We start from the raw sequence: 21,141 nt of genomic DNA, 5'->3' as shown, positions 1-21,141 counted from the left end.
CTTGCGCAATAATCCGCGCATGGTACCGTCAGCAGGAATGGAGCGTCGCGATGATGTATTCTCCGACCCAAGCTGACCGCAAGTTCCGTCGGCGCGTCTCTGATTTCCTTGCCATCGAGCAAGATCAGGCCCCCGAGAGGCCTCTTCGCCTTGGCCTGATCGCACTGGGCGTCACGCTCATGCTCGTCTATGAGGCGCCGATCACGGTGGCCATCGTCGCCGCGATCTATTTCGCCGCCGACCTCACCTATATCGGCCATGCGCGCCGGGTCGCGCAGGCACAGCATGTCACCCGCCCGATGCTCACAAAGCTATTGGCACATCATGCCATCACGATCGTCGCCTTTACCGCGCTCGCCGTCGTCAACGCGTTCTGGCCATCGCAAACCGCCGCCTGGTCGGCCGTTATCCTGATGTTCGGACAAGCGCTCAACTGTATCGGCAACGACACGCGGTCGATGGATGCGACGTTGATCGGCCTGGTCGTGGTGGGCGCCGGCGCGCAAATGACGGCATTCGGCCTCGGGTTGGCGGGCGGTTTCTCGGACTCGGACCGGATCTTCCTGCATATCGCGGTCGCCCTGATCACGGTCTTCTTCAGCCGGGTCGCCCTGGCGACAGCATCGGCACGAGCCCGGCTTGCCGCGCGAACCGAAGAACTGCTGCACGCCCAGAAGGGCGAGGCCGTGGGCCGCCTGACCAGCGGAATCGCACATGATTTCAACAACCTGCTGACCGTCATGCGCGGCAACATCGACCTTCTGGGCGAATTGCCCGAGGATGAGCGCGCGCCCCTCCTGCGCGAGATCGGCGATGCGACAGAACGCGGCGGACGTCTGGTCGGGCAGCTGCTGGCCACCAGTCGGCGCAAATCCCACGACCCCGAGTTGATCGCCATCGACGAGTTCTTTGCAAGTCTGCTCACCTTCTCCCGCCGGGTCCTGCCCGCCAACGTGGCCCTCGACCTCGAGGCGGAGCCGCGGCTGAGCATGCGGATCGATTCCGCACAGCTCGAGGCCGCCCTGCTCAACCTGATCGTCAACGCCAAGGATGCGATGCCGAACGGAGGCATCATCACCGTCGAGGCCCGCCGCCTGAGTTCCGGCGATGCGGAAACACTTGGCGAAATCATGATCTCCGTCTCGGACAATGGCTCGGGCATGTCGGCCGATGTGCTGCGCCACGCGACCGAGGCCTTCGTGACGACCAAGCCCGAGGGCAAGGGAACGGGTCTGGGCCTGTCGATGGTGCGGACCTTTGCCGAACAGGCGGGCGGACGGTTCGAATTGGAAAGCTCGGAGGGCAAGGGCACGACCGCCCGCCTGCGCCTGCGGGGATGACCGCGACACCGTCGGCCGCGCGCGTCTCGATCGACCGGCCCGTCCTGGGCCTTGCCCTGATGATCGGCTTCTGCGTTTTGGCCCCGCTCAGCGACGGAACGGCCAAGTATCTGGCGCAAATCGGTTTTTCCGTCCTGCAACTGGTCTTCATCCGTTTCCTATTTCAGGCTGTCGTTCTGGCGCCGATGGTCGTGGCAAGCGGTCGAAGCTGGCGCATGTCGCGCCTTGGCTGGCAGCTGACCATCCTGCGCACGCTGCTGCAAATCGCGGGCATCTGGCTGATGGTGACGGGGCTGACCTATCTGCCGCTCGCCGACGCCATCGCAATTGCGTTCGTGATGCCCTTCATCCTGCTGCTGCTCGGGCATTTCGTCCTGGGCGAAACCGTGGGCCTGCGCCGCCTGACGGCCTGTGGCGTGGGGTTCGTCGGCACTTTGATGGTCATGCAGCCGAGTTTTGCCGCCGTCGGCTGGCCGGTTCTCTACCCGTTGTCGGTGGCATTCGTCTTTGCCGGTTTCATGCTGGTTACCCGGCGCATCGCGCATGAGGCGGACCCGCTCGCCATGCAGGCCACGTCGGGCGCGATGGCCGTTGGCCTTCTGGGCCTTGCCTATGTTGTCCTTTCGAAGGACGCGGCGATGGTTCTGCTGACGCCCGGGGAAAACTGGCCCATCCTTGTGTTGATGGGCGCGCTCGGCACGCTCAGTCACCTTCTGATGACGTGGTCGCTGCGCTATGCCCCGGCCAGTACGCTGGCCCCGATCCAATACCTGGAGATCCCCGTCGCGGCCGTTATCGGATTGGCTTTGTTCGGAGATTTGCCCAACCCCCTTGCGCTTGCCGGGATCGCCGTGACAATCGGAACAGGTCTCTACATCCTCTGGCGGGAGCGGGTCGACGCATGACAGCCGACGACATCATCACGACATTGGGCCTCGTTCCCCATCCGGAAGGGGGCTGGTTTCGACAGACCTATGTCGCGCCGACCGACGGCGACGAACGCCCCGCGGGCACGGCGATCCATTTCCTGCTGAAAGCCGGGGAACGCAGCCATTGGCACCGGGTCGACGCGGATGAAATCTGGTTCTGGCATGCAGGTGCGCCCCTGATCCTGAGCCGTGCCGCCACCGACGCCGGTCCGGCCGAGGATATGACGCTCGGGCCCGATCTGGCGTCCATGGTGCTGCAAGGCGTGATCCCGAAGGATCACTGGCAGGCCGCGCGCACCACTGGCGACTGGACGCTGGTCAGTTGCACCGTCTCGCCCGGCTTCCGGTTCGAGGGGTTCGAGCTTGCTGCCCCGGATTTCGACATTCCAAGATGAAGAACGGGCTGTAACACGATGGATTTGCTACAAATCGCGTCCCTCCTTCTGGTGCTTGCCGCCGCCTTCGGGGCCGTGAACTACCTGTTTCTCAAACTGCCATCAGCCATCGGCATCCTGATCGTGGCCCTGGTGGCAAGCTTCGGCATCCTGCTGATCGACATCGCGGCCCCCACGCTCGGGGTTGCGGGGGCGATCCGGTCGGTTGTGCTCGAGATTGAGTTTTCCGAGGCGCTGCTCGAAGGAATGCTCGGGCTTTTGCTCTTTGCGGGCGCGCTCCATGTCAAGGTCGCAGACCTCAAGAAGGAATGGCTACTGGTGCTGTTGATGGCGACGCTTGGCGTCGGCCTGTCGACGGCCATCGCGGGCGTCGGCTTCAGCTGGATCACCGGCACGCCCCTTCTGATCGCGCTGGTTTTCGGGGCGCTCATCTCGCCCACGGACCCGGTTGCCGTTCTGGGCGTGCTGCGCGCGGCGAACCTGCCCAAGACGCTGGAAACCAAAATCGCGGGCGAAAGCCTGTTCAACGACGGCGTGGGTTATGTCGTCTTCCTGGTGCTGGTCGGGATCGCCTTTCCCACGGGCGACGACCACGGCGGGGGCCTGTCGGCGGCGGCCACCCTTTTCGTGCAGGAGGCGTTCGGCGGCGCAGCCCTGGGCGGGGCCTTGGGCTGGGTCACCTTCCGCATCATGCGCCGCATCGACGATCCGCCGCTCGAGGTGCTGATCACGCTGGCGCTGGCTTTCGGGGGCTATCAACTGGCCGTCTGGCTGCATGTCTCGGCGCCCATAATGGCGGTCGTGGCCGGTCTTCTGATCGGCGATGTCGGCAGCAAATACGGCATGTCCGACGAGACGCGCGCCCATGTCGACACCTTCTGGACCCTGATCGACGAAATCCTGAATGCGATCCTGTTCCTGCTGATCGGGGTGGAGGTCTTCGCCGTGGCCTTCGATACGAGCTACCTTCTGGCCGGGCTTGCCGCTATCGGGCTGCATCTGCTGGCGCGATTCGCGGCGGTGGTGGTGCCGGTGACGCTTCTGAAACCGTTTTCGGACAACATGGAAGACGGCGTGATCCGCATCATGACATGGGGCGGTCTGAAGGGCGGCATTTCGGTCGCGCTGGTCCTGTCGCTGCCCGACAGCGAATGGAAGCCGCTGATGCTGACGGCGACCTACATCGTTGTCCTGTTCTCGATCATCGTGCAGGGCTTGACCGTCGCCCGCGTCGCACGTCGCGCAGGCGGTGAACCGGAGTTGATGTGATGTGGAAATCCATTGCTCTTGTCCTTGCCCTCACCGGGCCCGTCGCCGCGCAGAGCTTTGACGAAGCCCTGACCCTCTGGACCGACGGCGAGGATATGGCCGCCATCGCGGCGTTCAGATCGCTGGCCGAAGGCGGCGATGTCGACGCGCAAGTGTTCCTGGGCCAGATTTCGACCAACAGCGCGCTCTGGCCCGCCGAGATTGCCGCACTGCCACGCCGGGAGCGGAACCAGCTGATGCGTGCGCCCGGTGGTTTGTCGGGCAAAAGCTGGACCGAGGTCGCCGCTGAAACCTCGCCCCGCGCCGATGCGATCCGTCAGAGCGCGTTGGCCGAAACGCGCGGAGAGGCCATCGTCACCCTGCTCGAGATGGGCGAAACGCGCATCGCACGGACCGTCTGGCCCGCGTTTCTGGCCCAAGGCGAATTCGCCGCCGCCCTTGAGATCGCCAGGCGCCGCGATGCCCCCGATGCGATTTCCGATTGGGGCCCGCATCTCGACAGCATCGACCTCGCCACCGGGGTTGCGACCGTGCCCGGGCCCGAGTCCTGGTTCCCGTTCCGACGCCTGGGCCGCTCACCGGATGACGCCGACCTGCGAACCGAGGGCGCGAACATCGCGCGGGGTCCCGGCATGACGCATTTCGTCGACTTCTGCACCGAAAGCTGCGGCGCGGAAGACCGGGATCTCTGCCTTGGCGCGATCTGGATGCTTTCGACCGACAATCCGGACCTTGCCGTCTCGACGCCGGTCGAGGGGCTGTTGTCGCAGGCCGACTACATCAACAGCCCGCGGATCAGCGGCGATCTGGCCCGCTCTCTCGACGCGCTGCAATTCCGCCTCGACCAGACCGCCCCGCCGCGTCTTGCGGACGTGGTCCAATGCGCCTGGGACGGCGTGCTGGTCCGGCGTCAGGCCTCCAGCTCCGCATCCCAGTAGAGGAAGTCCATCCAGCTGTCGTGCAGGTAGTTGGGCGGAAACCGGCGGCCCATGTTCATCAGCTCGGGCGCGCTCGGCTGGCGCGGCGCGCGGCGCAGGTTGAAACCGACCTGCTTGAGCGACCGCGACCCCTTGCGCAGGTTGCACTGCCCGCAGGCGGCCACCACGTTTTCCCAACTCGTCACACCGCCCCGGGCGCGCGGCACCACATGGTCGAAAGTCAGATCGCCCTTCGATCCGCAATACTGGCAGCAGAACTCGTCGCGCAGGAACAGGTTGAACCGCGTGAAGGCCACCCGCCGCTGCGGGGCGACGTAATCCTTGAGCACCACCACCGAAGGGATGCGGATCGTCGTCGTGGGCGAGCGCACGACCTCCTCGTATTCGCTGACGATGGTGACCCGGTCGAGGAAGGCGGCCTTCACCGCATCCTGCCACGGCCAGAGCGACAGCGGATAGTAGGACAAAGGCCGGTAGTCGGCATTCAGAACCAGCGCAGGAAAGTGCCGCAAACCCGCCGGATCGCGGGTGAACTCCGTCCTGAAATCGCCGTCGCCCCGCGGGGCGGTCGTCATCGACAAGGCGGTCATCTCGCGCCTCCCTGAAGTGGGGGCGGCGCACCCGAAACCTCCGGGCGCACGGCCCCTGTCGAGGGCGACTATATATAGGCTTCGAAGACTGGCAAGACTCAAGATGGGGTTCGATCAATGCCTGTGACAGTCAACGCATGGGGGCACTATCTCTGGCGCTCCATCATGCCAAAGGCAAAGCCGATGGTTTCAACAATCCGGGGGTATACGGTATCCTGTGGCCGTGACTGACATCGCGGCTCTGCTTTCGGCGTCTCAGCCCTCTCGGGAACGGTAACCTCTTCACCGTTGAGCGCGCGCGCAAGCAGGGCCAACGCCTCCACAAGATCTTCCATTTCAGCTTTGACTTCGGGCGTGTCCAATATCGCCGCAAAAGCCGACCGCCCACCGGTCTCGATCGGGCAGCCGTTGACCACGCGCGGGATACTGGCTTCGATCGCAGACATGATGCGCCGCCGATCCGGCAAACTCATCCCGTCGTATTTCCGGATCTCTCTCGGCCGCGGCATGGCGTCGAGCAGCGCCGTAATCCGGGCCAGAACGGCCCGATGGTGTGCCGGAAAGACCTTGTCGTCAGTTTCATCCGCCAGATCCGCCGGGGACAGGTTCAACTGGGCGGGGGCCACATCCATCCGACCGCCGCCCATCGTCAGCAGGATCGCACCACCCGGCGAATTCAGCATTTCCGGTGTAACCTGTGCAGCGATGACGGGGTGGGGCACGGCGTAGCCTCGATTGATCAGACAGGCCAGACCATCTCCCTTGCTGGCCTCGAACCGCGCGGCGCAGGGGCTCGCCGGGATCGCCTCTGGCCCAGCCCCGCACATCCGCGCAAGCGTCAGGGCGGAGGCTTCGAAACAGCGGCGTGCACCCGTGCGGCATTGCCTGCGGCCCTGCGGATCACGAAGGGCGTCGACGAGGGTGTCGGGCGAACAGCTCTCCGCCTCGATCAAACCTTGCCAAAACGGCACATCGAAGGCCGGGCGACCGTCATCGGCGAAACTGGCCATTGGAAGAAGCAGGACAAGGAGAGGAACCAAAAACCGCATGACCGCGACGTGGCAGGAAAATTGGGAGCCCTCATGCGCAATCGATGCCCGAACTAAGGCAATCGCCCCTATTCCACCCCCAACACATCCCGCATGAAGGCCAGCGCCACCTGCAAGCCGTCGGGCGCGATGCCGTGGCCGGTGCCCTTCATGATATGCGCGAAGACACGGTCGAAGCCCGCGGCCTCCAGTGCCTCGGCGGCCTGCGGCAGGCTTTGTACCGGGACCACCTCGTCGGCATCGCCGTGGACCAGCAGGACCGGGGGGCGGGACACCACCTCGTCGGCCAGATCCTCGGGCTTGAGCAGCCGACCCGAGAAGCACACCAGCCCGGCAAAGGCGTCCGCGCGCCGGGGGGCCACATGCAGCGTCATCATCGTGCCCTGGCTGAATCCGAAGAGGATGACCTGATCCGCCGCCACGCCCTCGCCCGTCAGCATCTCGTCGAGCCAGGCGTTCAGGTCGTCGACCGCGCGGTCCATCCCGGCCATCGATTCCTCTTCCGAGGAGCCGTCGATCCACGGGATGGGAAACCACTGGAACCCCATGGGCGCGCCCGCGCAGTCCTCGGGTGCATCGGGGGCCAGAAAGGCGGTATCGGGCATATGCGGCATCAAGGGGTCGGCCAGGCCGATCAGGTCGGCGGCATTGGCGCCGTAGCCATGCAGGAAGATCACCAGCCGTTTGGCCGCCGCCGGGCCCTTGCGTTCAAACCTGAGTGTCATCTGATCCCCTCGCGCGATTTCGCCTCGGCGTAGTAGGCCCACAGAAGCCGCGCCGCAACCGCACGCCAGGGCGACCAGTCTTCGGCAATGGCGCGCATCGCCTTTTCCTTGGGCCGCTCGCGCAGGTCGAGGAGGAGCCGCGCGCCCTCCTGCAACGCCAGATCATTGGGAGCGAAGACATCCGCGTGGCCGAGGCTGAACATCGCATAGATTTCCGCGGTCCAGCGCCCGATCCCCGAGATTTCGGTCAGCCTGGCGATGACGTCGTCGGTCGGGGCCTGATCCAGCGCGTCGAAGTCGATCCCCGCCTGGGCCAGCGAGCGGATGTATTTGATCTTTTGGCGAGACAGGCCGCAGGCACGCATTTCCTCATCGGTAGCGCGCAGGGTGACCGCGGGGTCGGCAAGTCCCGCCGCCTCGCAGCGCGCCAGGATCGCAGTGGCCGAGGCGACGCTGACCTGCTGGCTGACGATTGCCCCCAGAAGGGCCGCGAACCCGCCCGACCGCCGCCGAAGCGGCAGCGGTCCCGTCACCTCCAGTGCGCGGGCAAAGCGGTCGTCCCGGGCCGCGAGCCACGCCGCCCCCTCTGCGACGCAGGCGTCAGTCCGGATGATCCGCCAATTGCCGGGCATGGGCGCGGACGAAGGCTGTGGCGCGGTCGATGTCATGGGTTTCCTCTCCGGGCGGGGCGGCGGGCCGGTCGATCACGTGGATCGCTAGCCCAAGCGCGCGGGCCGCGTCCAGCTTGGCCCTGTCCCCGCCCGAATTCTTGGTCACCAGATGGGTGATGGCGTGGCGGCGCATCAGGTCGACCTCGGCACCTTGCGAAAACGGCGGCGTGCCGATGATCCAGGTGACCCCCGGCATGGGCGGCGCAGGGTCGATCCGCCGACACCAGAGGGTCAGGCCCCGCCCCTGAAACGGCTCGAGCGACCCCGGCCCCGTCGTCAAAAGCACCCGCGCTCCGATTGGCAAGGCCGCCGCCGCATCCTCGACCGTCGCGTGACGCGTCCACCCCGGCTCTGCGTTCCAGGGGGCCGCCGTCAGCCGCAGGTACGGCACGCCGAGATCCCCGCAAACCCGCGCCGCCCGCCCGCTCATCCGCGCCGCAAACGGATGCGTCGCATCCAGCACCGCCGCCACGCCCCGCAGGGCGTCGCGGAATCCGTCCTCTCCGCCAAAGCCACCGACGCGTGTCGGCACGCCCAGGTCGATTGGCCTGTCGGTCACCCCCGCAAGCGACGCCAGCACATCGAGGCCCGCCACCGCCGCGCAGACCCGCCGCGCAAGGCCCGTGCCCGCCAGGATCAACACCCTACCGCGCATGGGCCAGGACCGCCCCGGCCCGGTCGATCACCACCACGTCGATCCGCGCCTCGATCAGGGTTCCGGCCTGTCGCCGCGCCTCCTCGGCCACGCGCCTCGCCAGATCGGGAACACGCCCCACGGCCTCCAGCGCGGTGTTGCAACCGGTCAAATCCTGTCCTGCCCAATCCGACAACACGGCGAAATCCACCTGAGAGCGCCCCGAATGCAGGTCCATCGCCCCCTGCGCCAGCTTGCTCAGCTTGCCGATACCGCCGCCGATGGTCACCCGCTCGATGGGATGGCGGCGCAGGTACTTCAGCATCCCGCCCGCGAAATCCCCCATGTCGAGCATCGCGTGGTCGGGCAACCCGTGCAGGGCCTGAACCACCCGTTCGCTCGTCGCCCCGGTGCAGCCGGCCACATGGGTCAGGCCATCGGCCCGCGCCACATCGATGCCCCGGTGGATCGAGGCGATCCAGGCCGCGCAACTGAACGGGCGCACGATGCCTGTCGTCCCCAGGATCGACAGGCCGCCCTTGATCCCAAGCCTCGGGTTCCAGGTCTTCGCCGCCAACGCCCTGCCGCCCGGCACCGACACGGTCACCGTCACATCCGGCGCGCGACCGAAGTCGCTGGCCAGTTCCGCCACCACCTCGTCCATCATCGCGCGCGGCACGGGGTTGATCGCGGGCTCCCCCACCGGGATCGGCAGGCCGGGCTTGGTCACCTGCCCCACGCCATCGCCCGCGCGGAACACGACGCCCCCGCCCGAAGCCGAAACCCGCACGCGAACCTCTGCGCCATGGGTCACATCGGGGTCGTCGCCCGCGTCCTTGATGATCCCGGCCTCGACCCAATCGTCGCCACGGACGACACCCACCACGTCGAAAGTCGGCGTCTCGCCCTTGGGCAGGCGGATCGTCACGCGGTCCGGCACCGCGCCACTCCACAGCCCCGTAAGCGCCGCCTTGCAGGCAGCGGTGGCGCAAGCGCCCGTGGTCCAGCCACGGCGAAGGTTCAGGGCCTCGTCCATCGCGCCTTCATGACATGCCGCCCCCGGCACGCCAATGGTCGCGACGTGTCTTCCCCTGACCGCGCGGCTTGGGCATAGATGGGGCATGGAGACGACGCTTTCCTCTCACCCCTGGCCCGAGCTGCAACGCGGCTGGGTCTGGCTGTGCGGCGCAGGTCCGGGGGATCCGGGCCTGCTGACGCTGCATGCGCTCAACGCGCTGCGGCAGGCGGATGTGATCGTCTATGACGCGCTGGTCCACGGGGGCATCCTCGACTGGGCGCCGCAGGCAGAGTTGATCTATGCGGGCAAACGCGGTGGCAAACCCTCGGCCAAGCAGCGCGACATCTCCCTTCGCCTGGTCGACCTCGCGCGGGCGGGCAAGCGGGTGCTGCGGCTCAAGGGCGGCGACCCCTTCGTCTTCGGGCGCGGCGGAGAGGAGGCACAGACGCTGGTCCAGCACGGCATTCCGATCCGTATCGTGCCCGGCATCACGGCGGGGATTGCGGGGCTGGCCTATGCGGGCATTCCGGTCACGCACCGCGACGTCAACCAGTCGGTGACTTTCCTGACCGGCCACGACGCCAGCGGGCAGGCCCCGACGGCGCTCGACTGGGCGGCCATCGCCCGGGGCAGTCAGGTCATCGTCATCTACATGGGCATCAAGCACATCGGCCAGATCGCCGCCCGCCTGATCGCGGCGGGGCGCAACCCGTCCGAGCCGGTCGCCGTCACCACCACCGCGACCCTTGACGACCAGCGCACCCTCGAGACGACGCTGGCCACCTGCGCCGACGACATCGCCGCCGCCGGGCTTGAGCCGCCCGCGATCATCTGCGTCGGCATGGCCGTCGCCCTGCGCCAGGCCCTCGACTGGCAGGCCCAGGCCCGGGGCGAGGCGCCGCGCAACACCGACCCCCTCGACAGACGCCGCGCCGCCGAGGCGGGATAGGGGCTTCTCTGCTTCCCAAATACTCATATCCCGCGACCCGATGCCGGGCCTGATCCTCGCCGCCCCGACGTCGGGCAGCGGCAAGACCACGATCACCCTTGGCCTGTTGCGCGCCTTGCGGTCCCGGGGCGTGGATGTGCGGGGGGCGAAATCCGGCCCCGACTATATCGACCCGCGCTTTCACGCGGCGGCCAGCGGGGTGCCCTGCCCCAATCTCGACGCCTGGGCCATGTCGCCCGCGATGATCGCGGGGCTGGCCGCCGGGCCGGGGCTGTTGCTGATCGAGGGGGCCATGGGCCTGTTCGACGGCGCGCCGCCCGACGGGCGCGGCGCGGTGGCGGATCTGGCGCGACAGATGGCGCTGCCCACCCTCCTCATCGTCGATGCCGCGCGCATGGCACAATCGCTGGCGCCTTTGGTGGCAGGTTTCGCGAACCACGACTCCAGGGTGCGCATCGCGGGCGTCATCCTGAACCGCATCGGCTCGCCCCGGCACGCGGCGATGCTGCGCGCGGCCTGCCCCCTGCCCGTGCTGGGTGCCATCCCTCGCGATGAGGCCCTGACAATGCCGTCGCGCCATCTCGGGCTGGTGCAGGCCGAAGAGCATCCCGCCCTCGAAGCTTTCCTCGACCACGCGGCCAGGGTCATGGGCGACAACATCGACCTCGACACCCTCGCCGCCCAAGCCACCGATCTGCCCGGGGCCCCGCTGCCCCATCTGCCACCGCCCGCCCAGCGGATCGCCGTCGCCCGCGACGCGGCCTTCGCCTTCGCCTATCCCCACATGCTCGAGGGCTGGCACCGCGCGGGGGCAGAGATCCTGCCCTTCTCTCCCCTCGCCGACGACGCGGCCCCGGACGCCGACCTCGTCTTCCTGCCCGGCGGCTACCCCGAGCTTCATGCCGGGCGAATCGCCGCCAACCAGACCTTCCTCGCTTCGCTGCAAGGCCGGGCCGTCCACGGGGAATGCGGCGGCTACATGGTTCTGGGCGACGGGCTGATCGATGCCGAGGGGCACCGCCACGCCATGGCCGGGCTGCTCCGCCTTGAAACCAGTTTCGCGCATCGCAAGCTGCACCTAGGCTATCGCCACCTCAGCGGCGACCATGGTTCCTTCGCCGGGCGCTGGACCGGCCACGAATTTCACTATGCGACCACTCTTCGGGCGACGGGCACACCGCTCTTTGCCGCCCGCGACGCAGAGGGCACGGCCCTGCCCGCCATGGGTCTGCGCGAAGGATCGGTCTCCGGCTCCTTCGCCCATGTGATCGCCCCGGCCACGACCTGAGCCGGCACCGAACCGTCTGGGTACAATGCAACGCTGGCCCCGGCCGACCGGGCGGCCTAGGATCGCGCCATGAGCATTGCCAGCACCGACACAGCCGCCCCCGACGACGCCCGCGCCCGGCGCAACGTCCTCGTCCTCGTGATGGCGCAGGCGTTCCTGGGCGCGCAGCTTCCGATCAACTTCATCGTCGGCGGCCTGGTCGGCCTAACGCTCGCGCCCACACCCCTTCTGGCGACGCTGCCGATTTCGCTCATCGTGTTCGGCTCGATGACCACCGCCTCCTGGATCAGCCCGCTGATGCAGGCGCGCGGGCGGCGGACGGGGTTTGTCCTCGGGGCGTTGGCCGGGGCCACGGGGGCCGCGCTGTCGGTTCTGGCCCTGACCTGGGGCAGTTTCCTTCTGTTCCTGCTGGGCGCCTATCTGACGGGCATTTTCATGTCGACGCTCGGCTTCTACCGCTTTGCCGCGACCGACACCGCCTCGGATGCTTTCCGGCCCAAGGCCATCAGCTATGTCATGGCCGGGGGCCTTCTGTCGGCGCTGATCGGGCCGCAGCTGGTCAAGCTGACTTCGGACCAGACGATCATTCCCTTCGTGGCGACCTATGGCGCGGTCATCGCGCTGAACCTGATCGGGATGTGGCTCTTCTTCCTTCTGGACATCCCGACGCCCGTGAAGCCCGCCCTTGATGCGCCGCGCGGGCGCAGCCGGGGCGAATTGCTGCGCTCCCCTGCGATCGTGGTGTCGATCATCTGCGCCATGGTGGCCTATGCGCTGATGAATCTGGTGATGACCTCGACTCCGCTGGCGGTCGTCGGCTGTGGCTTCACCACCGGCAATGCCGCCGACATCGTGTCGGCCCATGTGATCGCGATGTATGCGCCCAGCTTCTTTACCGGCCACCTGATCGCGCGCTTCGGGACCACGCGGATCGTCGCCACGGGCCTTGTGCTGCTGGCCGCGGCGGGTCTGGTGGCGCTGTCGGGGACAACCCTGGCGAACTTCTATGTCGCGCTGATACTGCTCGGGCTTGGCTGGAACTTTGGCTTCATCGGCGCGACCAACATGCTGACCGCGAACCACGCGCCCGAGGAACGGGGCACCGTGCAGGGCCTCAACGACACGTTGGTCTTCGGGCTGGTGACGATGGCGTCGCTGTCATCGGGCGGGCTGATGGGCTCCGCCGTCGATGCGGTCAGCGGCTGGTCGGCGGTCAACACGGCGATGGTGCCGTTCCTGACGCTTGCGGGCGGCGCGCTGATCTGGCTGCGGGTCAGTCGTCGTCGCGCGACCTGAGGGACAGGGCCGCCTCGATGAACGGCCCCTTCGCTTCGGCATAGCCCGCCCGCCGGCCATCGGTATCGCGAATGATCTGCCGCTTGAGGTCGGCATAGGCATCCCGCAGTCCGGCATCGGCCCGCAGCATGTCCCGAAAGGCGATCTGACGCGCGAAGGCCGGGTCGTTCGGCGCATAGAGATGCAGGTTGTGGGTCCGGATGTCACCATCCCGCAGGCGGATGAAAAGCCGCCCGCTCCGCTCGCCCCGGTCGATATAGCCGATGCCGACGAGGGCGGCGGCAATCGCCTCCTGCTGGATCGGACTGGCCAGCATCCCGATGTCGAGGATGGGCTTCGCCGCAAGGCCCGGCACCGCCGTGCTGCCGATATGGTCGATTGCCACCCGGCCCGGGGGCAGCACCGCCCGGATGGCCGCAACCTCAGCCGCGAACAGTGCCGCCCAGAACGGATCATGGGGCACCAGGTCCAGCGTCCCCTGTCGCAGGCCAAGCGCCTCGCTCATCGCGTCCCCCCGACATGAAAAGGGCGACCCGAAGGCCGCCCCGATTGCATCAGCTCCGCCCCTTCCAGGGCACCAGCCAGTTCTCGGCTTTCCGCATCAGGATATCCATGCCGTAGCCCACGATCCCGATCAGGATGATCCCCATGAGCACGATATAGGTCTGCTGGAACTTGGAGGCCGCGATGATCATCATGCCGATGCCCTTTTGTGCGGCGACAAGTTCCGACGCCACGACCGTGCCCCAACAGACCCCCATGGCGACCCGTGCGCCGGTAAAGATCTCGGGCAGGGAATTCGGCACGATCACATGGAACAGGATCTGTGCCTTGGATGCGCCGAGCGAATAGGCCGCGTGAACCTTGGTGATGTTCACGCCCGACACGCCGGCCCGCGCCGCGATCGCCATGATCCAGAGGGCAGCGAGGAACAGCAGGACGATCTTGCCGCTTTCCCAGATGCCGAACCAGATGATGACCAGCGGGATCAGCGCCAGCGGTGGAACCGGGCGCATGAATTCGACGATGGGGTCGAACCAGCCCCGGAACCAGCCCGACAGACCCATGGCATAGCCAAGCGGGATGCCCACCATGGCGCCCAGGGCAAAACCCGCGAGAACCCGGATCAGCGACCAGCCCAGATGCTCGGCCAGCGTGAAGTTCTGATAACCGTCGGTCGCGATCTCGATGAAGGACGCCATCACCTCTTCGGGGGCGGGCAGCCAGATGCTCTCCATCTGCAAACCCTGGTTCGGCGTCACGCTCAGCGATCCGCGTCGGCTCATGGTGACGGTGGCGTCGCCCACGTCGACGCTTTCGCCCGGCGCGATGGCCTGGCCGTTGACCTGCGTCACCCGCGTATCGTCGCCGTCGTTTTCGGTGACGCGCAACAATTCCGACCGATAGGCCGTGATGGTGGTCACGTCGTTCTTGGCGAACCCGTCACCCGGTTCGATGACCGGAGCCTCGACCGTTTCGCCAAAGCCGTGGACGCGGAAGAACACCTCGCCCTCGTCGGTCTGACCGCTGGCGTTTTCGGCCGTATAGGTAAAGCTACTGTCGCCCAGGAACGGGCCGGGCACGTGGAACGGCGCGATGACCGACCCTGTGAAGGCCCCCCACAGCTGAAAGATCACCACGACGGAGATGACCGAGGCCCAACGGTTCGGGCGCACCGCGCTCTCGTCCCCGAAGGTGACCGTCTTGAGCGAGGTGAAATCGTTGCGCGCCCGCCCCTTGGTCAGCGCCCCGACCAACAGCATCGCGCCCACGAACAGCGCCACATAGAGCGCCAGAAGGATGAAGCCGGTCATGTCACGCGCTCTCCGTCCGGCCCATGATTTCCTCTTCCATTTCCCAGATCATGGAGAGGATTTCATCACGGGTCTTGCTGAAATCGGGGTGGCGTTTCACCTCCCGCAGGTCCGCGCCGACGCCCATCTCGGCGAACGGCAGGCGGTATTCGCGGTGGATGCGCCCCGGACGCGGCGCCATCACCAACAGACGCTCGCCCAGAAGCAACGCCTCCTCGACCGAATGGGTGATCAGGATGACGGTCTTGCCTGTCTCTTTCCAGAGCTTGAGGACCAGCCCCTGCATCTTCTCGCGCGTCAACGCGTCGAGCGCCCCCAGAGGTTCGTCCATCAGGATGACGTCGGGGTCGTTGGCCAGGCAACGGGCCAGGGCCACGCGCTGCTGCATCCCGCCCGACAATTCATAGATGGCCTTGTCCTTGAAATCGCCGAGCCCCGTGATGTCCAGCAGGTGATCGGCCTTCTCGCGCCGTTCGCCCATGCGGACGCCCTTCATCCGGGGGCCAAACTCCACGTTCTGGCGCACCGACATCCATTCGAACAGCGCGCCCTGCTGGAACACCATGCCCCGTTCGGCCGAGGGGCCCGACACGCGATTGTCGTTCAGCACGATCTGCCCTTCGGTCGGCGCCAGAAAGCCCGCCACGATGTTCAAAAGGGTCGTCTTGCCACAGCCCGACGGCCCCAGAACCGACAACAGCTCGCCGGGTTCGAGCCGGAGCGTCACGTTCTTCAGCGCCTGCACGAAACTGCCATTTGGCAGATCGAAGCGCATCGAGATATTCTCGATCGACAGACCCGTCATCGGCACGCCCCCGATTGGTTGTTCGTCCTTGTCATGGTGCCATCTCCCCGTTGAAGGCCCGCTCGCCACGACATCTGACGGTCGCATGCGATACCGCGCGACCCGTTCCGGCCCCGCGCAGTGGCCCCACCGTAGAAGGCGGCGCGCCGATATGACAACCTGCCTGCGACTCTGGACATAATGCCGCATTCGCACTGGCCCTATCGAATGCTCGCTTTTCCTGCGCTTGTGATATCAGGATTCCACACAGTGGCCCGTGCGGGCCGGCGCCCCATCCGGGAGGATATGAATTCATGGACAACCTGAACCCCAACGATCTGTCGGCCATCGTCGAAGCCGACCGCGCCCACATCTGGCATCACCTTCTGCCCCACAAGCAGTTCGAAACCACCGACCCCCGGATCATCGTCGAGGGCAAGGGGATGCGGGTCTGGGATCAGAACGGCAAGGAACACCTCGACGGCGTGTCCGGCGGCGTCTGGACGGTCAACGTCGGCTATGGTCGGGTCGAAATCGCCGATGCGGTTCACGCGCAACTGGTCAAGATGAACTATTTTGCCCAGACCGCAGGCTCCATCCCCGGATCGCAATTCGCCGAGAAGCTGATCTCCAAGATGCCGGGGCTGACGCGGGTCTACTATGCCAACTCCGGGTCCGAGGCGAACGAGAAGGCCTTCAAGATGGTCCGCCAGATCTCGGCGCGCCATCATGGGGGCAAGAAGTACAAGATCCTCTATCGTCACCGCGACTATCACGGCACCACCATCGCCTGTCTGTCTGCCGGCGGGCAGGAGCAGCGCAACGCGCAATACGGCCCCTTCACCCCCGGCTTCGTCGCCGTGCCGCATTGCCTTGAATACCGCGCGCACGAACAGGGGCTGGCGGGCGACGACTACGGCGTCCGCGCCGCCGACGCCATCGAGGAGGTCATTCTGCGCGAAGGCCCCGATACCATCGGCGCGCTCTGCCTCGAACCGGTGACTGCGGGCGGCGGCGTCATCGTGCCGCCCAAGGGCTATTGGGAACGGGTGCAGGAAATCTGCACCAAGTACGACATCCTGCTGCACATCGACGAAGTCGTCTGTGGCGTGGGCCGCACCGGCACCTGGTTCGGATATCAGCACTACGGCGTGAAGCCCGATTTCGTCACCATGGCCAAGGGCGTCGCCTCGGGCTACGCGGCCATTTCCTGCTGCGTCACCTCCGAGCGCGTGTTCGAGATGTTCAAGGACGATCCCACCGATCCCCTGCACTTCTTCCGCGACATCTCGACTTTCGGCGGCTGCACTTCGGGTCCTGCGGCGGCACTGGCCAACATCAAGATCATCGAGGACGAGGGCCTTCTGGAAAACACCACCCGGATGGGCGAATACATGCTCGACCAGCTGGCGGCACTTCAGGAAAAGCACGCGGTCATCGGCCATGTGCGCGGCAAAGGCCTGTTCCTCGGGGCCGAACTGGTCGCGGACCGCACCACCAAGGAACCCGCCGACGAAAAGAAGGTGCAGGCCGTCGTCGCCGACTGCATGCAGCAGGGCGTCATCATCGGGGCCACCAACCGGTCGGTTCCGGGCTACAACAACACCCTGTGCTTCAGCCCCGCGCTCATCTCGACGAAGGACGACCTGAACCAGATCGCCGATGCGGTCGACAAGGCGCTGACCCGTGTGTTCGGGTAAGAAACAGACGCCTCACCCGTACAGGGTGGGGCGTCGCCGACAGAAGTTCTGCAACACAGCCGAAGGTGCCACCAGCAGCTTCCGGCCGGTTTTTACTTGGGGATATACGGCCCAATCCAGTCCGGCGGATAACCATTCTCGGATTCGCCGTATCCGACGTGAATTTCAGTACCGGGCCAAACAACGATAAAAGCCCCGATCCTGACCAGACCTTGGACCACGCCGCGGAACATGAACATGGGAATGCCGTCCACGATGACCGGAACCTGATCGCCTGCCGATTGCGCCTGCTGCGCCTGTTCCTCGTATTCCGCCAACTGGCTTTCAGGAATTTTCGGCGCCAACGCAAACTGCGCAATGCCCTTCGTGTCCTTGATTGACTCCTTTGAGCCCTTCTTGGCCCCCAATCTCTTCAGAATCTCTTGCATGTCTAATCTCCAAATAAAATTCGGTCGCACCAATAACCAATTGAAAAACACTATTCCACACGCCTGAAAATACTGGCGTGCAAGATCAAAGCGAACAGAAACAAGACCCGCTGAAGCAGAAAAACCTCAGCATAGAACAGGGTCGGCTCTGGGACGCCCAGGATTTAAAAGTTACATCAATTTTCACCAAAAATCAAACGGCGTCATATCGGAATCAAGTCGCCTTGCAGAAATGGCCGACATTTCTTGTGTGCTCCGGCGCATGGCGGACCTTCGTAAAAGCGAACGTCATGCTTATTGCAGCAGGCGCGAACCGGCACTCGCTTCCCTCACCCGCACGACCAAGGAATTGGCCCACGGAAACGCCCCCGGGAGTCACCATCCCGGGGGCGCATTGCGTCCTGGTAATGGGATCAGAGTTCGGCGCGGCGCACCTTGCGACGGCGCGCCATCGCGAGAAGCGTGTTGATCAGACCGATGATGAACAGGAGCCCGCCGACGCCCATCGCGATGAAGCTGCCGACGGTCCAATCGCCCTTCGGTCCCTGACCAGATGATTGCACGAAATAGACCGAACTCGCGACCGCGACACCCTGCTCTTCCATCAGATTGCGGGCCAGAGGCTCCAGCGTGGTGCGGCGCAGATATCCTGGCTCCTCGAACATCCTGAAATTGGGATTGTTGTTCTCGCCCTGCAGCGTGACGACATGGAAAAAGGCGACTTCGACCGTTCTGGGATCGACGCCAAACGGCACGACAGGGACATAGAAGGTCTCTTTGGTCGACCCGCGCCCCTCTTCCACGATAATCGCGCCAAAGCCGTCTGGCCGCTCACCTTTCAGGATCACTTTCTGTCCGACCGGGATCGGGTCCGGCAAGGACGCGATGCTCATCGCGATCGGGTCTTCCGTCCCGTCGGGCAATCCTTGCGCATAGAAATAGGCGCCCACGCCCCCGGCCACCACGACGGCCCCGGCGAAGATCACCCTCGACGAGACGCGGACATTCAGGTCCGCCTGCTGAAGCGGGGTCAACTTGGGCGCATCGGCGGGGCCGCCCTTGATCCCGCCAAGCCACAGGATGACGACATTCCCGAAGATGAGGGGCACGAACAACAGCAAACGATCATCGGCCGACCCGAAGATTTCGGCCATCTTGACGGTCAAAAAGGCGTGCAAGCCGGTTCCGGTCCACCAGGACCACAGATAATAGGCCGTGAAGGCAATGGCCCCGGTCCAGCCGAGAAATGTGCGGAAGTTCATGAATTCGTCCTTGGGGTGTCATTAGAAAAGTGGCGTCTCTGTCTTGCGGAAATGGGCGCAATCCAAGGCAACATTCGTTATTTTTCCGCGACGTGGCCTGGCCGACACGGGCAAGCGCTTGGGCGGTCTGGCCATGCGGCGCCTCCCGCGCAGGCCGTGCTTGCCATGATGCCGTCCGGCGGCCTAGGCTTCTGGTATGGGACATCGCATCATCGGCCTCATGCTGGACAGTCTGGCGATCGGCATCTGCCTGTCGACATTCGCGCTCTGTGCGACCTGCCTGATCGACCTGTCGGGCCTTGCCGAACCGCTCAATGCCATCGGACCGCTGGCCCTGACGCTGGTCTGGGGGCACCTCAGCGTGTTCCTCGCGCCGTTCGGCACGCTGTTCCTTCTGGCGCGGATGGGACATGAACCTGTTAAGTCCAGGCGGCCTCCTCTATAGGTCCAATCATGGCCATCCCCGTCGAGCAATTCTTCCTGGACCCCGGGCACCAGGGCACCTTGCAACGTCAATTGCAGGAGATCGTCGCCAGCGGGATTCTGGCGGGCCGATTTCATCAGGGCGACCGGATGCCGTCGTCGCGTGGCCTGGCGCGACATCTGGGGATCAGCCGGATCACAGTGACGCTGGCCTATACCGAACTGGTGGCGAACGACTATCTGTCGTCGCGCGGGCGGTCGGGCTATTTCGTCTCAGACTCCGCGCCGCGTCCCCCCGTCTTCCCGCCTTCGACACGTTCGGAAAGCCGGGTCGACTGGTCGCGCGCCCTGGGCCAGCGCATCCCCGAGGCGGCGGCCCTGAACCGGCCCGAAGACTGGCGACGCTATCGCTATCCGTTCATCTACGGCCAGACCGACGCGCGGCTCTTCGACCACCAGAACTGGCGCAAATGTGCCTTGCAGGCCCTCGGCGCGCGCGACTTCCAGGCCCTCACCGAAGACAGCTATGGCCGCGACGACCCGCAGCTCGTCGATCAGATCATCCGCCACATCCTGCCCCGACGTGGCATCGTCGCCGACCCGTCCGAAGTGCTTGTGACGCTCGGCGCACAGAACGCGCTCTGGATGCTGGCGCAGATCCTGCTGACGCAGCGCCGCACGGCGGTGATGGAATTTCCCTGCTACCCGGCGCTGCGTGAAATCCTGCAACAATCGCGCTGCAACACCGCCGATATCGCCGTCGACGAACACGGGCTGCCGCCGGACGCGGTGCCGCCCGAAACCGACGTCCTCTTCGTCACGCCCTCCCACCATTGCCCGACCTCGGCCACGATGCCCATGGCCCGCAGGCGGGCACTGCTCGACCGGGCCGAAGAGCATGATTTCCTGATCGTGGAGGACGATTACGAGTTCGAGCTGGCCTTCGCCTCCACCCCCTCGCCTGCGCTCAAATCGCTCGACCGGGCGGGGCGCGTGGCCTACATCGGCAGCTTCGCCAAATCGCTCTTCCCTGGCCTGCGCCTCGGCTATGTGGTCGCCCCGGAACCCTTGATCCGCGAGATGCGGATGCTGCGGTCGCTGGTGGTGCGCCATGTGCCCGGCCACATCCAAAGGGTCGCCGCCTATTTCCTGGCCCAGGGGCATTACGACGCGCAGGTCCACAAGATGGCCCGCGCCTACCGCGACCGCCGCGCCGTGGCCGAGGCCGCCATCGCCGCCAACGGCCTCGAAATCGCCGGCGCGCCCAATTTCGGCGGCTCCTCCCTCTGGATGCGCGCGCCCGAGGGGGTGCGGGCCGCCGATCTGGCCGAAAGACTGCGTCAGCGGCAGGTCCTCATCGAACCGGCCGGGCCGTTCTTCGGCGAGGGGCGCGATCCCGGCACTCACTACCGCCTCGCCTATTCCTCCATCGGGGTGCCCGACATCCCCGAAGGCATCCGCCGCATCGCCGAGGAAGGTGAGGCACTCCGCCGCGGCACGGCCTGATTTCCGGCGCTCCCGGCTGGCGCTAAGGCAGACGCCGGACTGGCCCTATAGAAGACTTGACCAGCGCCGTATCCTTGCGGCAAGACGACATCAAATCGAGACCAAGGGTCTCATTTTCGAACACCCCCGGGAG

22 protein-coding genes are annotated in these 21,141 nt (G+C 65.9%); 11 read left to right on the top strand and 11 right to left on the bottom strand.

Features of this window, described 5'->3' with window-relative positions; all coding sequences use genetic code 11:
• Positions 1-50: 50 nt before the first annotated feature.
• From BM002_RS00490 to BM002_RS00470, 5 genes are read left to right on the top strand one after another with little or no spacing between them, the layout of a single operon-like run.
• Positions 51-1,340, top strand: a complete 1,290-nt coding sequence (locus BM002_RS00490; RefSeq protein WP_092776117.1) for a sensor histidine kinase — start codon at positions 51-53, stop codon at positions 1,338-1,340.
• Complete coding sequence (locus BM002_RS00485; RefSeq protein WP_092776113.1) at positions 1,337-2,245, top strand: DMT family transporter; 909 nt, start codon at positions 1,337-1,339, stop codon at positions 2,243-2,245. Before BM002_RS00490 ends, BM002_RS00485 begins: the two co-directional genes overlap by 4 nt.
• Entirely contained in the window at positions 2,242-2,664 is a 423-nt protein-coding gene (locus BM002_RS00480) for a cupin domain-containing protein (protein WP_092776110.1), read from the top strand. The genes BM002_RS00485 and BM002_RS00480 overlap by 4 nt, the downstream gene beginning before the upstream one ends.
• An 18-nt stretch (positions 2,665-2,682) precedes the next feature.
• On the top strand, positions 2,683-3,933 hold the full coding sequence (locus BM002_RS00475) for a cation:proton antiporter (RefSeq protein WP_092776107.1): 1,251 nt from the start codon (positions 2,683-2,685) through the stop codon (positions 3,931-3,933).
• Positions 3,933-4,871 carry a hypothetical protein gene (locus tag BM002_RS00470; RefSeq protein WP_092776104.1) on the top strand — a complete coding sequence of 313 codons (939 nt, stop codon included), beginning with the start codon at positions 3,933-3,935 and terminating at the stop codon, positions 4,869-4,871. The genes BM002_RS00475 and BM002_RS00470 overlap by 1 nt, the downstream gene beginning before the upstream one ends.
• Here BM002_RS00470 and BM002_RS00465 read toward each other — a convergent pair.
• The 6 genes from BM002_RS00465 to BM002_RS00440 form a co-directional block, all read right to left on the bottom strand.
• Positions 4,844-5,461, bottom strand: coding sequence for an HNH endonuclease (locus BM002_RS00465; protein ID WP_245749079.1), 618 nt, complete (start codon positions 5,459-5,461; stop codon positions 4,844-4,846). The genes BM002_RS00470 and BM002_RS00465 overlap by 28 nt on opposite strands.
• Before the next feature lie 146 nt (positions 5,462-5,607).
• Positions 5,608-6,471: a hypothetical protein gene (locus BM002_RS00460; RefSeq protein WP_139212197.1), complete on the bottom strand. Its 864-nt coding sequence runs from the start codon at positions 6,469-6,471 to the stop codon at positions 5,608-5,610.
• A gap of 107 nt (positions 6,472-6,578) precedes the next feature.
• Positions 6,579-7,235 carry an alpha/beta hydrolase gene (locus BM002_RS00455; protein ID WP_092776099.1) on the bottom strand — a complete coding sequence of 219 codons (657 nt, stop codon included), beginning with the start codon at positions 7,233-7,235 and terminating at the stop codon, positions 6,579-6,581.
• Positions 7,232-7,867 (bottom strand): DNA-3-methyladenine glycosylase family protein, encoded by a 636-nt coding sequence (locus BM002_RS00450; RefSeq protein ID WP_092776096.1) that lies wholly within the window; start codon positions 7,865-7,867, stop codon positions 7,232-7,234. The genes BM002_RS00455 and BM002_RS00450 overlap by 4 nt, the downstream gene beginning before the upstream one ends.
• Positions 7,836-8,561, bottom strand: a complete 726-nt coding sequence (locus BM002_RS00445) for a precorrin-6A/cobalt-precorrin-6A reductase (protein ID WP_092776093.1) — start codon at positions 8,559-8,561, stop codon at positions 7,836-7,838. The genes BM002_RS00450 and BM002_RS00445 overlap by 32 nt, the downstream gene beginning before the upstream one ends.
• Positions 8,551-9,576 (bottom strand): cobalt-precorrin-5B (C(1))-methyltransferase, encoded by a 1,026-nt coding sequence (locus tag BM002_RS00440; RefSeq protein WP_092776090.1) that lies wholly within the window; start codon positions 9,574-9,576, stop codon positions 8,551-8,553. The genes BM002_RS00445 and BM002_RS00440 overlap by 11 nt, the downstream gene beginning before the upstream one ends.
• An 85-nt stretch (positions 9,577-9,661) precedes the next feature.
• On the opposite strand from BM002_RS00440, the gene cobA reads away from it, so the two are divergent.
• From cobA to BM002_RS00425, 3 genes are all read left to right on the top strand, one after another.
• Entirely contained in the window at positions 9,662-10,507 is an 846-nt protein-coding gene (gene cobA / locus BM002_RS00435; RefSeq protein ID WP_092776087.1) for a uroporphyrinogen-III C-methyltransferase, read from the top strand.
• Positions 10,508-10,547: 40 nt separating this feature from the next.
• Positions 10,548-11,795, top strand: coding sequence for a cobyrinic acid a,c-diamide synthase CobB (locus BM002_RS00430; RefSeq protein ID WP_092776084.1), 1,248 nt, complete (start codon positions 10,548-10,550; stop codon positions 11,793-11,795).
• Positions 11,796-11,864: 69 nt separating this feature from the next.
• A complete protein-coding gene (locus BM002_RS00425) occupies positions 11,865-13,091 on the top strand; it encodes an MFS transporter (RefSeq protein WP_092776081.1) in 1,227 nt (408 codons plus the stop codon).
• On the opposite strand, the gene BM002_RS00420 is transcribed toward BM002_RS00425, so the two are convergent.
• The 3 genes from BM002_RS00420 to BM002_RS00410 are packed head-to-tail and all read right to left on the bottom strand — an operon-like array spanning position 13,069 to position 15,710.
• Positions 13,069-13,596: a GrpB family protein gene (locus tag BM002_RS00420; RefSeq protein WP_092776078.1), complete on the bottom strand. Its 528-nt coding sequence runs from the start codon at positions 13,594-13,596 to the stop codon at positions 13,069-13,071. The genes BM002_RS00425 and BM002_RS00420 overlap by 23 nt on opposite strands.
• A 49-nt stretch (positions 13,597-13,645) precedes the next feature.
• Complete coding sequence (locus BM002_RS00415; protein ID WP_092776075.1) at positions 13,646-14,905, bottom strand: ABC transporter permease; 1,260 nt, start codon at positions 14,903-14,905, stop codon at positions 13,646-13,648.
• Between the two features lies 1 nt (position 14,906).
• The gene (locus BM002_RS00410; RefSeq protein ID WP_092776072.1) at positions 14,907-15,710 is read right to left on the bottom strand and encodes a taurine ABC transporter ATP-binding protein; all 804 of its coding nucleotides are present in this window, start codon (positions 15,708-15,710) and stop codon (positions 14,907-14,909) included.
• Between the two features lie 293 nt (positions 15,711-16,003).
• On the opposite strand from BM002_RS00410, the gene BM002_RS00405 reads away from it, so the two are divergent.
• Positions 16,004-17,389: an aminotransferase family protein gene (locus tag BM002_RS00405; RefSeq protein ID WP_092776069.1), complete on the top strand. Its 1,386-nt coding sequence runs from the start codon at positions 16,004-16,006 to the stop codon at positions 17,387-17,389.
• A gap of 92 nt (positions 17,390-17,481) precedes the next feature.
• On the opposite strand, the gene BM002_RS00400 is transcribed toward BM002_RS00405, so the two are convergent.
• Both BM002_RS00400 and BM002_RS00395 read right to left on the bottom strand, forming a co-directional pair.
• A complete protein-coding gene (locus BM002_RS00400) occupies positions 17,482-17,817 on the bottom strand; it encodes a hypothetical protein (protein ID WP_092776066.1) in 336 nt (111 codons plus the stop codon).
• Positions 17,818-18,230: 413 nt separating this feature from the next.
• Positions 18,231-19,079 carry a hypothetical protein gene (locus BM002_RS00395; protein WP_092776063.1) on the bottom strand — a complete coding sequence of 283 codons (849 nt, stop codon included), beginning with the start codon at positions 19,077-19,079 and terminating at the stop codon, positions 18,231-18,233.
• A 196-nt stretch (positions 19,080-19,275) separates the two neighbouring features.
• Between BM002_RS00395 and BM002_RS00390 the strand changes: the two genes are divergently transcribed.
• Together BM002_RS00390 and pdxR are read left to right on the top strand one after the other, a co-directional pair.
• Entirely contained in the window at positions 19,276-19,524 is a 249-nt protein-coding gene (locus BM002_RS00390; protein WP_092776060.1) for a hypothetical protein, read from the top strand.
• An 8-nt stretch (positions 19,525-19,532) separates the two neighbouring features.
• Complete coding sequence (gene pdxR / locus BM002_RS00385) at positions 19,533-21,008, top strand: MocR-like pyridoxine biosynthesis transcription factor PdxR (protein WP_092776057.1); 1,476 nt, start codon at positions 19,533-19,535, stop codon at positions 21,006-21,008.
• The last annotated feature ends 133 nt before the right edge of the window (positions 21,009-21,141 follow it).

Source organism: Jannaschia pohangensis, assembly GCF_900113875.1.
Classification (GTDB): Bacteria; Pseudomonadota; Alphaproteobacteria; order Rhodobacterales; family Rhodobacteraceae; genus Jannaschia; species Jannaschia pohangensis.
Note: the sequence above shows the minus strand (reverse complement) of the source record. Positions and strands in the feature narration are given on the sequence as shown.